The organism is Mesorhizobium sp. M7A.F.Ca.CA.002.09.1.1, assembly GCF_003998555.1.
Classification (GTDB): Bacteria; Pseudomonadota; Alphaproteobacteria; order Rhizobiales; family Rhizobiaceae; genus Mesorhizobium; species Mesorhizobium ciceri.
On record NZ_RZRR01000033.1, the window covers coordinates 1 to 15,044 of the forward strand.

12 protein-coding genes and 1 pseudogene are annotated in these 15,044 nt (G+C 62.8%); 10 read left to right on the forward strand and 3 right to left on the reverse strand.

The features are described from left to right. The 3 genes from xdhB to uraH all read right to left on the reverse strand — a co-directional run. Window positions 1-1,778: xanthine dehydrogenase molybdopterin binding subunit (gene xdhB / locus EN994_RS03020; protein ID WP_127307393.1), on the reverse strand; the 1,778-nt coding region annotated here is incomplete at its 3' end. Continuing rightward, window positions 1,778-3,259: a xanthine dehydrogenase small subunit gene (xdhA, locus tag EN994_RS03025; RefSeq protein WP_063169822.1), complete on the reverse strand. Its 1,482-nt coding sequence runs from the start codon at window positions 3,257-3,259 to the stop codon at window positions 1,778-1,780. The genes xdhA and xdhB, both read right to left, overlap by 1 nt. Window positions 3,260-3,262: 3 nt before the next feature. Next, on the reverse strand, window positions 3,263-3,637 hold the full coding sequence (gene uraH, locus EN994_RS03030) for a hydroxyisourate hydrolase (RefSeq protein WP_013528242.1): 375 nt from the start codon (window positions 3,635-3,637) through the stop codon (window positions 3,263-3,265). Window positions 3,638-3,840: 203 nt separating this feature from the next. On the opposite strand from uraH, the pseudogene puuE reads away from it, so the two are divergent. From puuE to EN994_RS03080, 10 genes and pseudogenes are all read left to right on the forward strand, one after another. Further along, a pseudogene (puuE, locus tag EN994_RS03035) lies at window positions 3,841-5,259 on the forward strand (allantoinase PuuE). A gap of 10 nt (window positions 5,260-5,269) precedes the next feature. Beyond that, the gene (locus EN994_RS03040; protein ID WP_024501939.1) at window positions 5,270-6,133 is read left to right on the forward strand and encodes a bifunctional allantoicase/(S)-ureidoglycine aminohydrolase; all 864 of its coding nucleotides are present in this window, start codon (window positions 5,270-5,272) and stop codon (window positions 6,131-6,133) included. Beyond that, window positions 6,130-6,636 (forward strand): ureidoglycolate lyase, encoded by a 507-nt coding sequence (locus EN994_RS03045; RefSeq protein ID WP_013528245.1) that lies wholly within the window; start codon window positions 6,130-6,132, stop codon window positions 6,634-6,636. Before EN994_RS03040 ends, EN994_RS03045 begins: the two co-directional genes overlap by 4 nt. Then, window positions 6,633-7,226 carry a nucleoside deaminase gene (locus EN994_RS03050; RefSeq protein ID WP_013528246.1) on the forward strand — a complete coding sequence of 198 codons (594 nt, stop codon included), beginning with the start codon at window positions 6,633-6,635 and terminating at the stop codon, window positions 7,224-7,226. The genes EN994_RS03045 and EN994_RS03050 overlap by 4 nt, the downstream gene beginning before the upstream one ends. Window positions 7,227-7,308: 82 nt before the next feature. After that, window positions 7,309-9,294: a CocE/NonD family hydrolase gene (locus EN994_RS03055; RefSeq protein ID WP_063169820.1), complete on the forward strand. Its 1,986-nt coding sequence runs from the start codon at window positions 7,309-7,311 to the stop codon at window positions 9,292-9,294. A 154-nt stretch (window positions 9,295-9,448) separates the two neighbouring features. Then, window positions 9,449-11,035: an ABC transporter substrate-binding protein gene (locus EN994_RS03060; RefSeq protein WP_063169819.1), complete on the forward strand. Its 1,587-nt coding sequence runs from the start codon at window positions 9,449-9,451 to the stop codon at window positions 11,033-11,035. A 16-nt stretch (window positions 11,036-11,051) separates the two neighbouring features. After that, window positions 11,052-12,011: an ABC transporter permease gene (locus tag EN994_RS03065; RefSeq protein WP_013528249.1), complete on the forward strand. Its 960-nt coding sequence runs from the start codon at window positions 11,052-11,054 to the stop codon at window positions 12,009-12,011. A 9-nt stretch (window positions 12,012-12,020) separates the two neighbouring features. Next, the gene (locus tag EN994_RS03070) at window positions 12,021-12,845 is read left to right on the forward strand and encodes an ABC transporter permease (RefSeq protein ID WP_013528250.1); all 825 of its coding nucleotides are present in this window, start codon (window positions 12,021-12,023) and stop codon (window positions 12,843-12,845) included. Beyond that, entirely contained in the window at window positions 12,845-14,515 is a 1,671-nt protein-coding gene (locus EN994_RS03075; protein ID WP_013528251.1) for an ABC transporter ATP-binding protein, read from the forward strand. The genes EN994_RS03070 and EN994_RS03075 overlap by 1 nt, the downstream gene beginning before the upstream one ends. 185 nt (window positions 14,516-14,700) lie before the next feature. Next, window positions 14,701-15,044 (forward strand): twin-arginine translocation signal domain-containing protein (locus EN994_RS03080; RefSeq protein WP_127307394.1); only part of this gene is annotated, 344 nt, incomplete at its 3' end.

The following is a 15,044-nucleotide window of genomic DNA, read 5'->3' on the forward strand; positions in this document are numbered from 1 at the left end:
ATATAGGCCTGCTTGACGAGGTCGGCGAAGGCGATTTCCTGGTTGCCGATACGCACCCGGTTGGGCAGGAACAGCACCTGATCACGCGGCACCTGATATTTTTCGGCGGCGAAATCGGTCAGCCGATCCTTGATCTGGCGCGCGCCATTCTGCGCCGCCATGCCGTTGAGGTCGGAGCCGGACGACGCTGCCGTAGCCGAAGTGTTCGGCACCTTGCCAGTCGTTGTCGCGGTGATCTTCACCTGGTCGAGATCGATCTGGAACTCTTCCGCCACCACCTGCGCCACCTTGACGTAGAGGCCCTGCCCCATCTCGGTTCCGCCATGGTTCAGGTGCACCGAACCGTCGGTGTAGACATGCACCAGCGCGCCGGCCTGATTGTAATGCGTGGCGGTGAACGAGATGCCGAACTTGACCGGCGTCAGAGCCAGGCCCCGCTTGATGAAACGGCTGTTGGCATTGAAGGCCGATATTTCACGCCGCCGCCGCGCATAGCTCGCGCTTTGCTCAAGCTCGGCGACGATGCGCTGGATGATGTTATCCTCGACCGTCTGGTGGTAGGGCGTGATGTTGCGGCCCCCCTCGCTACTGGTGCCGTAGAAATTCTTCTTGCGGATTTCGAGCGGATCCTTGCCGACGGCAAAGGCCACCTCGTCGATGACGCGCTCGGCGCCGACCATGCCTTGCGGGCCGCCGAAACCACGAAAGGCGGTGTTCGACACGGTGTTGGTGTAGAGCGGCGCCGACTGCGCATGCACAGCCGGCCAGAAATAAGTGTTGTCGCAATGGAACAGCGCGCGATCGGTTACCGGGCCGGAAAGGTCCGACGAAAAACCGCAGCGCGCCGCGAACATGAAATCGACGCCGAGGATGTTGCCCTCGTCATCGAAGCCGACCTCGTAATCGACGAGGAAATCATGACGCTTTCCGGTGGCGATCATGTCGTCGTCGCGGTCGGGCCGGATCTTCACGGCGCGGTGGTGCTTCTTCGCGGCGATCGCGGCCAATGCGGCAAACTGATTTCCCTGCGTTTCCTTGCCGCCGAAGCCGCCTCCCATGCGGCGGATTTCCACCGTGACGGCATTGCTCGGCACGCCGAGCGCATGGCTGACCATGTGCTGGACTTCGCTTGGATGCTGGGTCGAGGAATAGATGGTGACGTCCTGATCCTCGCCAGGAACGGCCATGGCGATATGGCCTTCGAGGTAGAAGTGTTCCTGGCCGCCGATGCGCATTCTTCCCTTTAGCCGGCGCGGCGCCTGACGGATCGCCGTAGCGGCATCGCCGCGCTTCAGAGTGAGAGGCGGCGTGACGAGCTTGTCCTTCTTCGGATCGAGCGCGCCGATGTCGGTGACGAAAGGCAATTCCTTGTATTCGACCTTTGCCAATCTTGTGGCGCGGCGCGCCTGCTCGCGAGTTTGCGCAATAACGCAGAAGATAGGCTGGCCGTAGAATTGCACCTTGCCGTCGGCAAGCACCGGCTCGTCGTGGCGGCCGGTCGGCGAAATGTCGTTTTCGCCCGGCACGTCACTGGCCGTCAGCACGTCGACAACGCCGGGCGCTGTACGCACCGCCGAGAGATCCATGCTGGTGATGGTGGCATGCGTGGCACCGGAAAGCCCTAGGCAGCCATGCAGCGTGCCTGATGGTTCCGGCATGTCGTCGATGTAGACGGCGGTACCGCTGACATGTTTGTGCGCGGAATCGTGGCGCTGATCGGTGGCGACGCCGCCAGCGATCTTTTCAGCCTTGAGGTTGGGGGCAGCGTGCTTGTTCATCATGCCGCCTCGTGCCTTGAAACCTGGACCGGCTCTCTGGTGCCGCTGCTCTCGGCAAAAAAGCGCAGCAGCAGGTTTTTCGCTGCCAGGGCGCGATATTCGGCCGAGGCCCGCATGTCGGTCAGCGGGGTGAAATCCCTGGCATATTCGGCCATCGCCGCTTCAACCGTCTGTTCGGTCCATGGCTTGCCGAACAGCGCTTTTTCGACGGAAGACGCCCGCTTCGGCGTCGCCGCCATGCCGCCATAGGCGATGCGCACCTCCGCCACCGTGCCGTCCTTGGCCAGATTCAGGAAAAACGCGCCAAGGGCCGCGGTAATGTCCTCGTCGCGACGCTTGGTGATCTTGTAGACGGCAAACTTCGTTTCCTTGGCCGGCACCGACACATGCACGGCCTCGACGAATTCACCCGGCTGCCGATCCTGTTTGCCGTAGGCGATGAAGAAGGTTTCCAACGGGATCGTCCGCTGCTTCTTGCCCTTGCGCAAGGTGAGACTTGCGCCAAGCGCGATCAATGGCGGTGGCGTATCTCCGATCGGCGAGCCGTTGGCGATGTTGCCGCCGATGGTGCCCATGTTGCGCACCTGTTCGCCGCCGATGCGATCGAACAATGGCCCCAACGCCGGGATGCGCTTCGCCAATGTCGCGAAGGCGTCAGTGTAGGTGACGCCGGCGCCGATCGAAATGACGCCCTTGTCTTCCGAGATGGTGCAAAGCCCGTCGAGATCGCCGATGAAAATGGCCGGTGAAATATCGCGCATGTGCTTGGTCACCCACAGGCCGACATCGGTCGAGCCGGCCACGATGGTAGCGCCGGGTTCCTTGTCCAGCACGGCGGCGAAATCGTCGACATCGGCCGGCACGACCAGCCGCGCCTTGCCGGTTCCGATCTCGACCCGGGCGCCGTCACGCATGGCCTCGAGCCTCGCGGTGATCGCCTTGCGTTCCGTGGCCAGCGGGTCCTTTGCCGCCTTGCCGTAGCTGGAGATGGCATGCGCGGCGCGCATGATCGCCTCATAGCCGGTGCAGCGGCAGAGATTGCCTTGCAAAGCTTTTTCGACATCCGCGTTCGAGGGATCAGGCGACTTCATCCACAAGCCATAGAGCGACATGACGAAGCCGGGCGTGCAGAAGCCGCATTGCGAGCCGTGGAAATCGACCATCGCCTGCTGCACCGGATGCAACTGGCCTGGCCCGCCACGCAGATGCTCGACCGTTACGACGTGTGTGCCGTCGAGCGAGCCGAGGAAGCGGATGCAGGCATTGACGCTTTCATAGACCAAGCCGCCCTCCGACAGCTTGCCGACCAGCACGGTGCAGGCACCGCAGTCTCCCTCGGCACACCCTTCCTTGGTGCCGCGCAGCGAACGGTCGAGCCGCAGCCAGTCGAGCAAGGTCGCGTCGGGTGCCACCGACGAAAGCGCCACATCCCTGCCATTGAGAATGAAGCGGATTTCGTTGCGGATGCTAATTTTGGTCATGCCTCAGCTCCCCCTGTAGGTCGAGTAACCGTAGGGCGAGACCAGCAGTGGCACATGATAATGCACAGGCTCGGCCATGCCGAAGCGGATCGGTATCACATCGAGAAAGGCCGGTTTCGGCAGGCTCAACCCCTGCTGGCGCAAATAGTCGCCGGCGGCGAAGACCAGTTCGTATTCGCCGGTGCGGAATTCCGCGCCGGCGAGCAGCGGCTTGTCGCAACGGCCGTCGGCATTGGTGAGAACGGTCTTCAGATGTGTCCGCGCCTTGCCCTCGAGGTGATAGAGCGCGATCGACAGTCCCGCCGCCGGCTTGCCGGTCGCCGTGTCGAGGACATGGGTCGTCAGACGCCCGCCGTCGGCTTTCGACGTTTCTGCCATTGGCCGCCTCCCATTTCCGGTACGAGCGAATTGGCCCGGTACGGTCAAGTATCAACAGTGAATTGTGCGCCAATTAAAGGCGATGCATAAGTCCCGGTCGAGCGGAGTGCGACAAAAACACTTTCAAAAATTTTCGGGGGAATGCGAGAAGCACCCTTTCGATATTCTGATCATACTTCGGGCCGTGCCCGGCGGGAGGGACGATGCGTTACAGCAGAGACATGCGTGGCTACGGAGCCAATCCGCCGGACCCGAAATGGCCTGGCGGTGCACATGTCGCCGTGCAGTTCGTCGTCAATTACGAGGAAGGCGGCGAAAACTGCGTGTTGCATGGCGACAAGGCGTCCGAAGCCTTCCTGTCGGAAATCGTCGGCGCGGCACCCTGGGTGGGTCAACGCCACTGGAACATGGAATCCATCTACGAATACGGCGCCCGCGCCGGCTTCTGGCGGCTGCTCCGGCTGTTCACCGAGTCGCAAGTGCCGATCACCTGCTACGGCGTCGCCACAGCGCTCGCCCGTTCGCCGGATCAGGTAGCGGCCATGCAGGACGCCGGCTGGGAGATCGCTTCGCACGGCTTAAGATGGATCGACTACCGCGACCACAGCGCCGAGGATGAGCGCCGCGACCTCGAGGCGGCGATCAAGCTGCACTACGAAGTGACCGGCGCGCGCCCGACCGGCTGGTATACGGGTCGCACATCGATCAACACGGTGCGGATTGTGGCGGAAGAAGGCGGCTTCGACTATGTGTAGGACACCTATGACGACGAGCTGCCGTACTGGTTCGAGCATGAGGGCGGCGCGCAGCTCATCATCCCCTATACGCTCGACGCCAACGACATGCGGTTCGCCACGCCGCAAGGTTTCAACTCGGGCGACCAGTTCTTTGCCTATTTGAAGGACAGCTTCGATACGCTCTATGCCGAGGGCAAGGCCGGCCGGCCACGCATGATGAACATCGGCCTGCACTGCCGCCTCGTCGGGCGGCCGGGCCGGGTGGCGGCGCTGAAGCGCTTCGTCGACTATGTGAAGTCGCACGACAAGGTCTGGCTGGCGAGGCGCATCGACATCGCCAAGCACTGGCAAGAGGTCAATCCTTATCAACCGGCGGCACTCCGCCCATCGAAGATGGAATTCGAGACCTTCGTCCACACTTTCGGCGGCGTGTTCGAGCATTCGCCCTGGATCGCCGAACGCGCCTACGAACTGGAACTAGGCCCGGCGCATGACACTTCGGGCGGCCTGCACAATGCGCTTTGCCGTATCTTCCGCTCCGCCAGCGAAACCGAGCGGCTTTCGGTGCTCAACGCCCATCCCGACCTTGCCGGCAAACTGGCCAAGGCCAAACGGCTGACGGCGGAATCGACCAGGGAACAGGCCTCGGCCGGCCTCGACGCGCTGACCGACAAGGAGCGCGAACTGTTTTCCAAGCTCAACGCCGCCTACGTCACCACCTTCGGCTTCCCTTTCATCATCGCGGTGAAGGGAAAGACGAAGGGGGAAATCCTGGCGGAGTTCGAGGCGCGCATCGGCAACAGCCGCGGCGTCGAATTCGAGACCGCCTGCAAACAGGTCGAGCGCATCGCGCTGCTCCGCCTCAAGGACATGCTTCCGCAATAGGTTTGAAACCATGGATACGATCAGGATGCCCGAGCGAACCTATTACGCGCCACATGGCGGTCATTCCGGCCAGAACGAGCTTCTGACCGGCCGCGCCGTCTTCACTGAGGCCTATGCCGTCATTCCCCGGGGTGTGATGCAGGACATCGTCACCAGTGCGTTGCCGTTCTGGGACGAAACCCGCGTCTGGATCTTGTCGCGACCGCTATCGGGTTTTGCCGAGACGTTCTCGCAATACATTGTCGAGGTCGCGCCCGGCGGCGGCAGCGATCGGCCGGAACCCGATGCCGGCGCCGAAGGCGCTCTGTTCGTGGTCGAAGGCGAACTGACGGTTCTGCTTGCCGGCAAGACGCATGTGTTGCGGCCCGGCGGCTTTGCCTTCCTGCCGCCGGCCAGCGGCTGGACGGTTCGCAACGAAAGCAGGGCCGCCGTGCGCTTCCACTGGATTCGCAAGGCTTACGAGGTGGTCGACGGTCTCGATGTGCCGGAAGCCTTCTTCACCAATGAGCAGGAGATCGCGCCAACGCCGATGCCCGGCACCGAAGGCCGCTGGGCGACGACGCGGTTCGTCGATCCGGCAGATTTGCGCCACGACATGCACATGACCATTGTCACGCTGGAACCCGGCGCGGTCATTCCCTTCGCCGAGACCCATGTCATGGAGCACGGTCTCTATGTGCTGGAGGGTAAGGCCGTCTACCGCCTCAACCAGGACTGGGTCGAGGTCGAGGCCGGCGACTATATGTGGCTGCGCGCCTTCTGCCCGCAGGCCTGCTATGCCGGTGGCCCGGGTAAATTCCGCTATCTGCTCTACAAGGACGTCAACCGGCACGCCAAGCTCGGCGGCGCCGGCATCGCAAGGCGCGCGCTGTGACCCGTATCGTCGCGCGGCCGCTGACCCGCGAGGGCTTTGCCCCCTTCGGCGATGTCATCGACATGGGCGGCGACAACCACTACCCGATCAATGGCGGCAGGGCCGAGCGCTATCATGATCTGGCTACCGCCGAAGCAACCGGTCCGAACGCCCGCGTGCTGATCTCGATGGTGCGCGGCACGCCCTACGAATTGCCCCTGAAATTGAGCATGGTCGAGCGCCATCCCTTCGGCAGCCAGGCCTTCATCCCGCTCTCGCCGCGCCCCTTCCTGGTCGTCGTCTGCCATGACGGGGAGCAGGGGCCGGGCGAGCCGCATGCCTTCATCACCGCACCCGGACAAGGCATCAATTACCGGCGCAATCTCTGGCATGGCGTGCTGACGCCGCTCGGCGAGGCTCAGGACTTCCTGATCGTCGACCGTGGCGGCGATGGCTCCAATCTCGAAGAGTTCCATTTCTCGCACGCCTACGAGATCCACTTGCCCAACGAGAGCCTCCTGTGACCGATATTTCACTGATCGACCGCCTGCTCGATGTGATCGAGCACGACATCGTGCCGAAGACGGCCGACGGCGTTACCTATGGCAACAAGCTGTTCGGCGCGGCGATCCTGCGCAAGGACGACCGTTCGCTGGTGCTGGCTGAAACCAACAACGAGATGGAAAACCCGCTCTGGCATGGCGAGGTCCACTGCCTGAAGCGTTTCTACGAAATGCCCAGGGCTGAGCGCGTCGATACGAAAGACGCCATCTTCATCGCCACGCACGAACCCTGCTCGCTGTGCCTGTCGGCGATCACCTGGACCGGCTTCGATAATTTCTACTATCTGTTCAGCCACGAGGATTCGCGCGACAGCTTCGCCATCCCGCACGACCTGAAGATCCTGAAAGAGGTCTTCACCCTCGATCCCGGCGGCTACAATGCCGAGAATGCCTACTGGAAGAGCTTTTCTATCCGCAGGCTGGTGCGAGCGTTGCCCGAGGCAGAGCGGCGACGGCTGGAGACCCGTATCGGCGCGATTTCGGCGCGCTACGATGAATTGTCCAACATCTATCAGGCGAACAAGGACGATAACGATATCCCGCTGAACTGACGCGGATTGACCAGCCGAATTCGTTGGCTGGCCCACGACGCGGCACGGCAGGCTCCATCATCTGGCGATCCTGGAGCATGCCATGAAAACCGTCACCGAATTTGCCCGCAAAATCGTCGAATTCCCGGACATGGGCATCGTCATGCCGGATGGCTGCCGCCTGTCGGCGCGGGTGTGGATGCCGGAGGATGCGGGCGACGATCCGGTGCCTGTCATCCTAGAGCATCTGCCCTACCGCAAGCGCGACGGCACCATCTTTCGCGATCAGCTGACGCATCCTTATTTCGCCGGCCACGGCTATGCCTCGATCCGCGTCGACATGCGCGGCAATGGCGATTCCGAAGGGCTGATGGACGACGAATATTCCGAGCAGGAATTGCAGGACGCCTGCGACGTCATCGCCTGGGCGGCAAGCCAGCCCTGGTGCAACGGCAATGTCGGCATGATGGGCATTTCCTGGGGCGGCTTCAACTGCCTGCAGGTGGCGGCCAAGCGGCCGCCGGCGCTGAAAGCGGTGATCAGCCTGTGCTCGACCGTCGACCGCTATGCCGACGACATCCACTACAAGGGCGGCTGCCTGCTGATCGAGAATTTCGGCTGGGCCTCGACCATGCTGTCCTACTCGTCGCGGCCGCCGGATCCGCTTTTGGCCGGCGACAACCGGTGGCGCGATCTGTGGCTGACCCGGCTGGAGAACCAATCCTTCCTGGCGCCGCTGTGGCTGAAACACCAGCACCGTGATGCCTACTGGAAGCGCGGCTCGATCTGCGAGGATTTTTCCGCCGTCAAAGCCGCCGTGCTGTCGATCGGCGGCTGGCATGACGGCTACCGCAACACCGTCTCGCATCTGGCGACCAACATCCAAGCCCCGGTCAAGGGCATCGTCGGGCCATGGATCCACAAATACCCGCACTACGCCGGGCCCAAGCCTGCCATCGGCTTCCTGCAGGAGGCCTTGCGCTGGTGGGACCGCTGGCTGAAGGGTGTCGACACCGGCGTCGAGGCCGACCCGGCCTACCGCGCCTATGTCATGGACAGCGTGCGTCCGGCGCGCTGGCACCCCGAGCGTCCCGGCCGTTGGGTGGCGGAGCAGGAATGGCCCTCGCCAACCATCAAGATGCAAACGCTCGATCTGATCTCCTCAACGGAAAAACCCGCCATCATCGCCTCTCCGCAAAGCTGCGGCCTGGCCGGCGGCGAGTATTTTCCCTTCACCTTCGGTCCCGAACTGCCCGGCGACCAGCGCCCCGACGATGCGCTGTCGGTGTGTTTCGACCAGCCGGAACTCAGCGAGCCGATCGACATCGTCGGAGCGCCGGAGGTCGAGCTGCGGCTGTCCTCTGATCGTCCGCAGGCCAACATCGCGGTCCGGCTTTGCGATGTGCATCCCGACGGCGCCTCGGAGTTGATCTCCTATGGCGTGCTCAATCTGACGCACCGCAATTCGCACGAATTCCCCGAGGCGCTGGTGCCGGGCGAAACCGTCTCGGTGCGCGTCGTGCTCGATCAATGCGCCTATCGTGTGCCGGCCGGCCACCGGCTGCGTGTTGCCGTTTCGAACGCCTATTGGCCTGCCATCTGGCCGTCGCCGGAGCCGGTCCAGCTCACCTTGTCGACGGCGACGCTCAATTTGCCGCTGCGGCCGCTGGCGACAGGCGACGAAGTAACGTTCGCCGAGCCGGAAGGTGCCACCCCCTGGGCAACAGAGACGATCCGCGCCGCCAATTCAGAGCGTCATGTCGATCGTGATGAGAAGACCGGAATGGTGACGCTTTCCATTGTTGACGATTTCGGCGAGGTGCGCGATCTCGCCCATGGCCTCGCCAATGGCAGCATCGCCCGCGAGACCTGGACGATCCATCCCGACGATCCGCTGTCGGCCTCGGGGAAGACGCACTGGACGCAGACCCTGTCGCGAAACGGATGGTCAGTACGCACCGAAACGACAGCCGAAATGCGATCGGACGGGCAAAACTTCAGCGTCAGCGCCAGAATCGAGGCCTATGAGGACGAAACCCTCGTCTTCGAGCGCAATTTCGAGGAGAAGGTGCCGCGCGCGTTTCTTTGAATGCCGATTTCATTGGTCCAATTGCGACGTACGATTTACGCCACGGCATGTCGCATTCGGTCTTGCTTACCGCTTTCCCTTGCGGTCATTATTCTCCTCACAAGAAACAAGAAAAACGACCGCAGAGTCGAACCAACAGAGTGAGGAACTCAAAATGTCGAACGAACTGGAATTTCTTAGCCGGCGTGTCGCGTCGGGCAAACTGAGCCGTCGTGATTTTCTCGGCCGGGCGGCGGCGCTCGGTATCTCCGCGCCCTTCGCCACCTCGCTGCTTTCAAGCGCTGCACGCGCGGCAGGCCCGGTCAAGGGCGGCACACTGAAGGCCGGACTTGTCGGCGGCGAATCCACCAACAGCCTTGATCCGGCACTGTTCATGACTCAGGTGCCGTTCGCCTTCGGCAAGATGTGGGGCGAATTGATTGTCGAGCTTTCGCCGGAAGGCAAGCTCGAGAACCGCATCGCCGAGGAGATCGGCTCGTCGGACGACGCCAAGGTGTGGACGCTGAAGATCCGCGACGGCGTCGAATTCCACAACGGCAAGACAGTGACCGCCGAGGACGTGGCCGCCACACTTGAGCGCCATTCCGACGAGAAGTCGAAATCCGGCGCGCTCGGCTACATGAAAGGTATCGAGACCATCAAGGCCAGCGGCAAGGAAGTCGTGCTGACGCTGAAGGAGGCCAATGCCGATCTGCCCTATTTGCTCAGCGACTATCACCTGATCGTCCAACCAAATGGCGGCAAGGACAAGGCTGACGCAGGCATCTCGGCCGGTCCTTACAAGGTCACGACCAATGAGCCCGGTGTGCGCCATGGCGGCGAGCGTTTCGCCAATTACTGGCAGGGCGACAAGATGGGCCATGCCGACCAGATCGAGATCATCGTCATCAACGATGCGACAGCGCGCACGGCCGCCCTGCAGGGCGGCCAGGTCAACGTGATCAACCGCGTCGAGCCGAAGATCGTCGACCTGATCAAGCGCCTGCCGGGCGTCACCATCCGCAACCACGCGGGTCCTGGCCACTACGTGTTCATCATGCATTGCAACACGGCGCCGTTCGACAACGCCGATTTGCGCATGGCACTGAAGCTGGCCATCGACCGCGAGGAAATGCTGGACAAGATCCTGCGCGGCTACGGTTCGCTCGGCAACGACTTCCCGATCAATGCGTCCTATCCGCTGTTTACCGAGATCGAGCAGCGCAAGTACGATCCCGACAAGGCCAAGTTCCACTTCAAGAAGTCCGGCCACGACGGCGCCGTCCTGCTGCGGACCTCGGACGTCGCTTTCCCGGGCGCCGTCGATGCATCGCAGTTGTTCCAGCAGAGCGCGGCCAAGGCCGGCATTCAGATCGAGCTGAAGCGTGAGCCCGGCGACGGCTATTGGAACGAGGTCTGGAACAAGCAGCCCTTCTGCGCGTCCTACTGGGGCGGCCGCTCGACCCAGGACCAGATGTACTCCACCGCTTATCTGTCGACCGCCGACTGGAACGACACGCGTTTCAAGCGTCCTGACTTCGACAAGATGGTGCTGGCGGCGCGCGCCGAGCTCGACGAGACCAAGCGCAAGCAGATGTATCATGACATGGCTGTCCTGGTACGAGACGAGGGCGGCCTGATCCTGCCGATGTTCAACCAGTTCATCGACGCTACCGGCGCCAAGGTCGGCGGCTGGGTCGACGATCCGCATCAGGAGCTGATGAACGGCTACGCGCTGGCGAAGTGCTGGCTCGAAGCCTGAGCTTGGCCTTGCGGATATGTCCTCACCCATCTTGAAACTGGTGGCCCAGCGCGTTGCGCTGGGCATTCTGCTCTTGTTGGCCGTTTCGGTCCTGATCTTCGCCGGCACCCAGATCCTGCCCGGCGACGTCGCGCAAGCCATTCTCGGACAGTCGGCGACGCCGGAGTCGCTTGCCAATCTGCGCGAGCAGCTCGGACTCAACCAGCCAGCCTATCTCAGGTATTTTCATTGGCTGGGCGGCGTGCTGACCGGCGATCTCGGCACGGCCATGTCGAGCGGGCAGGACATCGCCACGTCGATCAAGGGACGGCTGTGGAACACGCTGTTCCTCGCCTTCTGGGCGGCGATCGTCGCCGTGCCGCTGGCGATCATCCTCGGCCTGATCGCGGTGCGCTACCGCAATGGCTGGGTCGACAAGCTGATCTCCGGGCTGGCGCTGGCCTCGACCTCGTTTCCCGAATTCTTCATCGGCTATGTGCTGGTCTATTTCTTCGCCGTGAAATGGCAGATATTCCCCGGCATTTCGACCGTCTATGACGGCATGCCTTTTGGCGAACGGATGCAGGCGATCGCCTTGCCGGCGACGGCGCTGACGCTGGTCGTGCTCGCCCACATGATGCGCATGACACGCGCGGCGATCCTCAATGTCATGCAGTCGGCCTATGTCGAGACGGCGGAACTGAAGGGCCTGTCGGCCTTCAACGTCATCCGCAAGCACGCCTTCCCCAATGCCATCGCGCCGATCATCAATGTCGTCATGCTCAACCTCGCCTACTTGATCGTCGGCGTCGTCGTGGTCGAGGTGATCTTCGTCTATCCGGGCATGGGACAGTATCTGGTCGACCACGTCACCAAGCGAGACGTGCCGGTGGTGCAGGCGGTCGGCCTGATCTTCGCCGCCGTCTATATCAGCCTGAACATCATTGCGGACATAGCGGCGATCGTCGCCAATCCGCGTCTCAGACATCCGAAATAGGGGGCGGATATGCTCGATATCAAACGCATCCCCATCCCCGCGCTGATCGGCATCGTGCTGACGGCATTGTTCGTGCTTGCGGCGGTCTTCGCCCCCTGGATCGCGCCGCACGGCAATGGCGAAATCGTCGGCGACGTCTGGGAACCGATGTCGGCTGCCCATTTGCTGGGCACCGACAATCTCGGCCGAGACCTGCTTTCGCGCATGATCTACGGCGCCCGCATCACTTTGTTCATCGCGGTGCTGGCCACCGCGCTGTCGTTCTCGCTCGGCGCCATTCTCGGCTTCTCGGCGGCCGTCTTCGGCGGCTGGTTCGACACGCTGCTGTCGCGCCTCGTCGATCTCTTGATGTCGATCCCGACACTGATCATGGGTCTCGTCGTGCTGTCGGTGCTGCCGACCAATCTGGTGACGCTGATCCTGGTGATGGGCATTCTGGATTCGACCCGCGTCTATCGCCTGTCGCGCGCGGTCGCCGTCGACATCAACGTCATGGACTATGTCGAAGCGGCGAAACTGCGCGGTGAAGGCAGCGGCTGGATCATCTTCCGCGAGATCCTCCCCAACGCATTGTCGCCGCTGGTTTCCGAACTCGGTCTGCGCTTCATCTACGCGGTGCTGTTCCTGTCGACGCTGTCGTTCCTCGGCCTTGGCGTGCAGCCACCGGACGCCGACTGGGGCGGCATGGTCAAGGAAAACAAAGACGGCATCGTGTTCGGCATCGCGGCCGCACTCATCCCAGCGGGGGCGATCGCGCTGCTGGCGATTTCCGTCAACCTGGTTGCCGACTGGGTGCTCAACCGGACGACAAGCCTCAAGGGAGGACGCGGGTGATGGCCGACACCAAAGCGAAGCTCGGGCAACCGAAGTCAGGCCTGCTGCTCGACATCCGCAATCTGCGCATCGAGGCTACCGTCTTCCCGCCCGGCGAACCGCCGAAGGACATCGTGCTGGTGCACGATGTCTCACTGACGCTCGAGAAGGGCAAGGTGCTCGGCCTGATCGGCGAATCCGGCGCCGGCAAGTCGACTATCGGCCTGTCGTCTATGGGCTACGGCCGCGGCGGCGTGCGCATCACAGGCGGCGAGGTGATCCTGAACGGCCGCGACATCCTCAAGGGCGGCAAGGACGGCTTCCGCAAATTACGCGGCCGCGAGGTCTGCTATGTCGCGCAGTCGGCGGCAGCGGCCTTCAACCCGGCGCACAGACTGATGGACCAGGTGGTGGAAGCCACCCTGCTGCACGGCACCGCGACACGCGCCGAGGCCGAGAAGCGCGCGGTTGCGCTGTTCAAGAAGCTCAGCCTGCCGAACCCTGAAACCATCGGCGAGCGTTTTCCGCACCAGGTTTCGGGCGGCCAGTTGCAGCGTGTGATGACGGCGATGGCCCTGTGCTCCGAGCCGGACCTGATCGTCTTCGACGAGCCGACCACGGCGCTCGACGTGACGACGCAGATCGACGTGCTGGCGGCGATCAAGGACGCCATCCGCGACACCCATGTCGCTGCGCTCTACATCACGCACGACCTTGCCGTCGTCGCCCAGGTCTCCGACGAGATCATGGTGCTGCGCCATGGAAGGCTGGTCGAATGGGGCGGCACAAGGCAGATCATCAAGGAGCCGCGCCAGGAATACACCAACGCGCTGGTCTCGGTGCATGAGATCGAACACCAGGAGCAGAAGCCCGGCACGTCGCCGTTCCTGTCGGTGAAGAACGTCACCGCCGCCTATGGCCGCAGCCATATCAAGGTGCTGAAGGACGTATCCGTCGACATCTATCCGGGCCAGACGCTGGCCGTGGTCGGCGAGTCCGGCTCCGGCAAGTCGACGCTGGCGCGCGCCATCACGGGACTTTTGCCACCCGAACAGGGTACCGTCACCTTCGACGGACGCGCGCTGGCCAACAGGCTGGCCGACCGGCCGAAGGAGGATCTGCGCCAGTTGCAGATGATCTACCAGATGGCCGATGTGGCGATGAACCCGCGTCAGACCGTCGGCACCATCATCGGCCGGCCGCTGGAGTTTTATTTCGGCATGCGCGGCCGTGAGCGCGACAGACGCGTTGCCGAACTGCTCGACAAGATCGAGATGGGCAAGGGATTTTCCGACCGCTACCCGGCCGAGCTTTCCGGCGGCCAGAAACAGCGTGTCTGCATCGCCCGGTCGCTTGCCGCCAAGCCGAAGCTGATCATCTGCGACGAGGTGACCTCGGCGCTCGATCCGCTGGTGGCACACGGCATCCTCGAGCTGCTGCTGGAGCTGCAGAAGGAAGAGAACGTCGCCTATCTGTTCATCACGCATGACCTTGCCACGGTGAAGTCGATCGCCGATTCAATCGCGGTTATGTATCGCGGCGAGGTGGTGCGTTACGGCCCCAAGGGCAAGGTGCTGAGCCCGCCCTTCGACGCCTACACCGACCTGCTGCTCTCCTCGGTTCCAGAGATGGAAATCGGCTGGCTGGAAAAGGCAATCAAGGGACGGCGCATGGCCAGCGCGGGGAACTAAAGCAATTCCGGGAAAACTGGGAACCAATACTGCCGGAAGAAAAAGGCAGGCGCTTCCCCTGGAAATTGTGTCAGACCAAGCTGCCACATAGGGGCGTCAGCGACCGTCATCCGGATGCAACACTAGAGCGCCACACGTCCTTCGGGACGAGCGCCGCTCGCACGACTTTTAAACAGGGGTAGGACATGAAAACTGAACTCGATTATCTCGCCGAACTCGCCGGTCACGGCCGGATATCGCGCCGTGCCTTTCTTGGGCGCGCCGCCGCGCTCGGCGTATCGGCGGCCATGATGCCGGCGCTGGCCGGCAAGGCATTTGCCCAGACGGCGGTGAAGGGCGGTATCATCAAGGCTGGCCTGCAGGGCGGGGAATCCACCAACAGCCTCGATCCGGCGCTGAATCTCAGCCAGGTAACCTTCAGCTTTGGCAAGCTTTGGGGCGAGTATCTTGTGCGCCTCACACCGGACAACAAGCTGGTCAACCTGATTGCCGAAGAGATTGGCGCCTCAGCCGACGCCAAGACATGGAC

What these genes read in the sequence shown, in the direction of transcription:
- xdhA (WP_063169822.1), bottom strand. Translation starts at nt 3,259, where the DNA reads ATGACCAAAATTAGCATCCGCAACGAAATCCGCTTCATTCTCAATGGC.
- uraH (WP_013528242.1), bottom strand. Translation starts at nt 3,637, where the DNA reads ATGGCAGAAACGTCGAAAGCCGACGGCGGGCGTCTGACGACCCATGTC.
- EN994_RS03040 (WP_024501939.1), top strand. Translation starts at nt 5,270, where the DNA reads ATGGATACGATCAGGATGCCCGAGCGAACCTATTACGCGCCACATGGC.
- EN994_RS03055 (WP_063169820.1), top strand. Translation starts at nt 7,309, where the DNA reads ATGAAAACCGTCACCGAATTTGCCCGCAAAATCGTCGAATTCCCGGAC.
- EN994_RS03060 (WP_063169819.1), top strand. Translation starts at nt 9,449, where the DNA reads ATGTCGAACGAACTGGAATTTCTTAGCCGGCGTGTCGCGTCGGGCAAA.
- EN994_RS03065 (WP_013528249.1), top strand. Translation starts at nt 11,052, where the DNA reads ATGTCCTCACCCATCTTGAAACTGGTGGCCCAGCGCGTTGCGCTGGGC.
- EN994_RS03070 (WP_013528250.1), top strand. Translation starts at nt 12,021, where the DNA reads ATGCTCGATATCAAACGCATCCCCATCCCCGCGCTGATCGGCATCGTG.
- EN994_RS03075 (WP_013528251.1), top strand. Translation starts at nt 12,845, where the DNA reads ATGGCCGACACCAAAGCGAAGCTCGGGCAACCGAAGTCAGGCCTGCTG.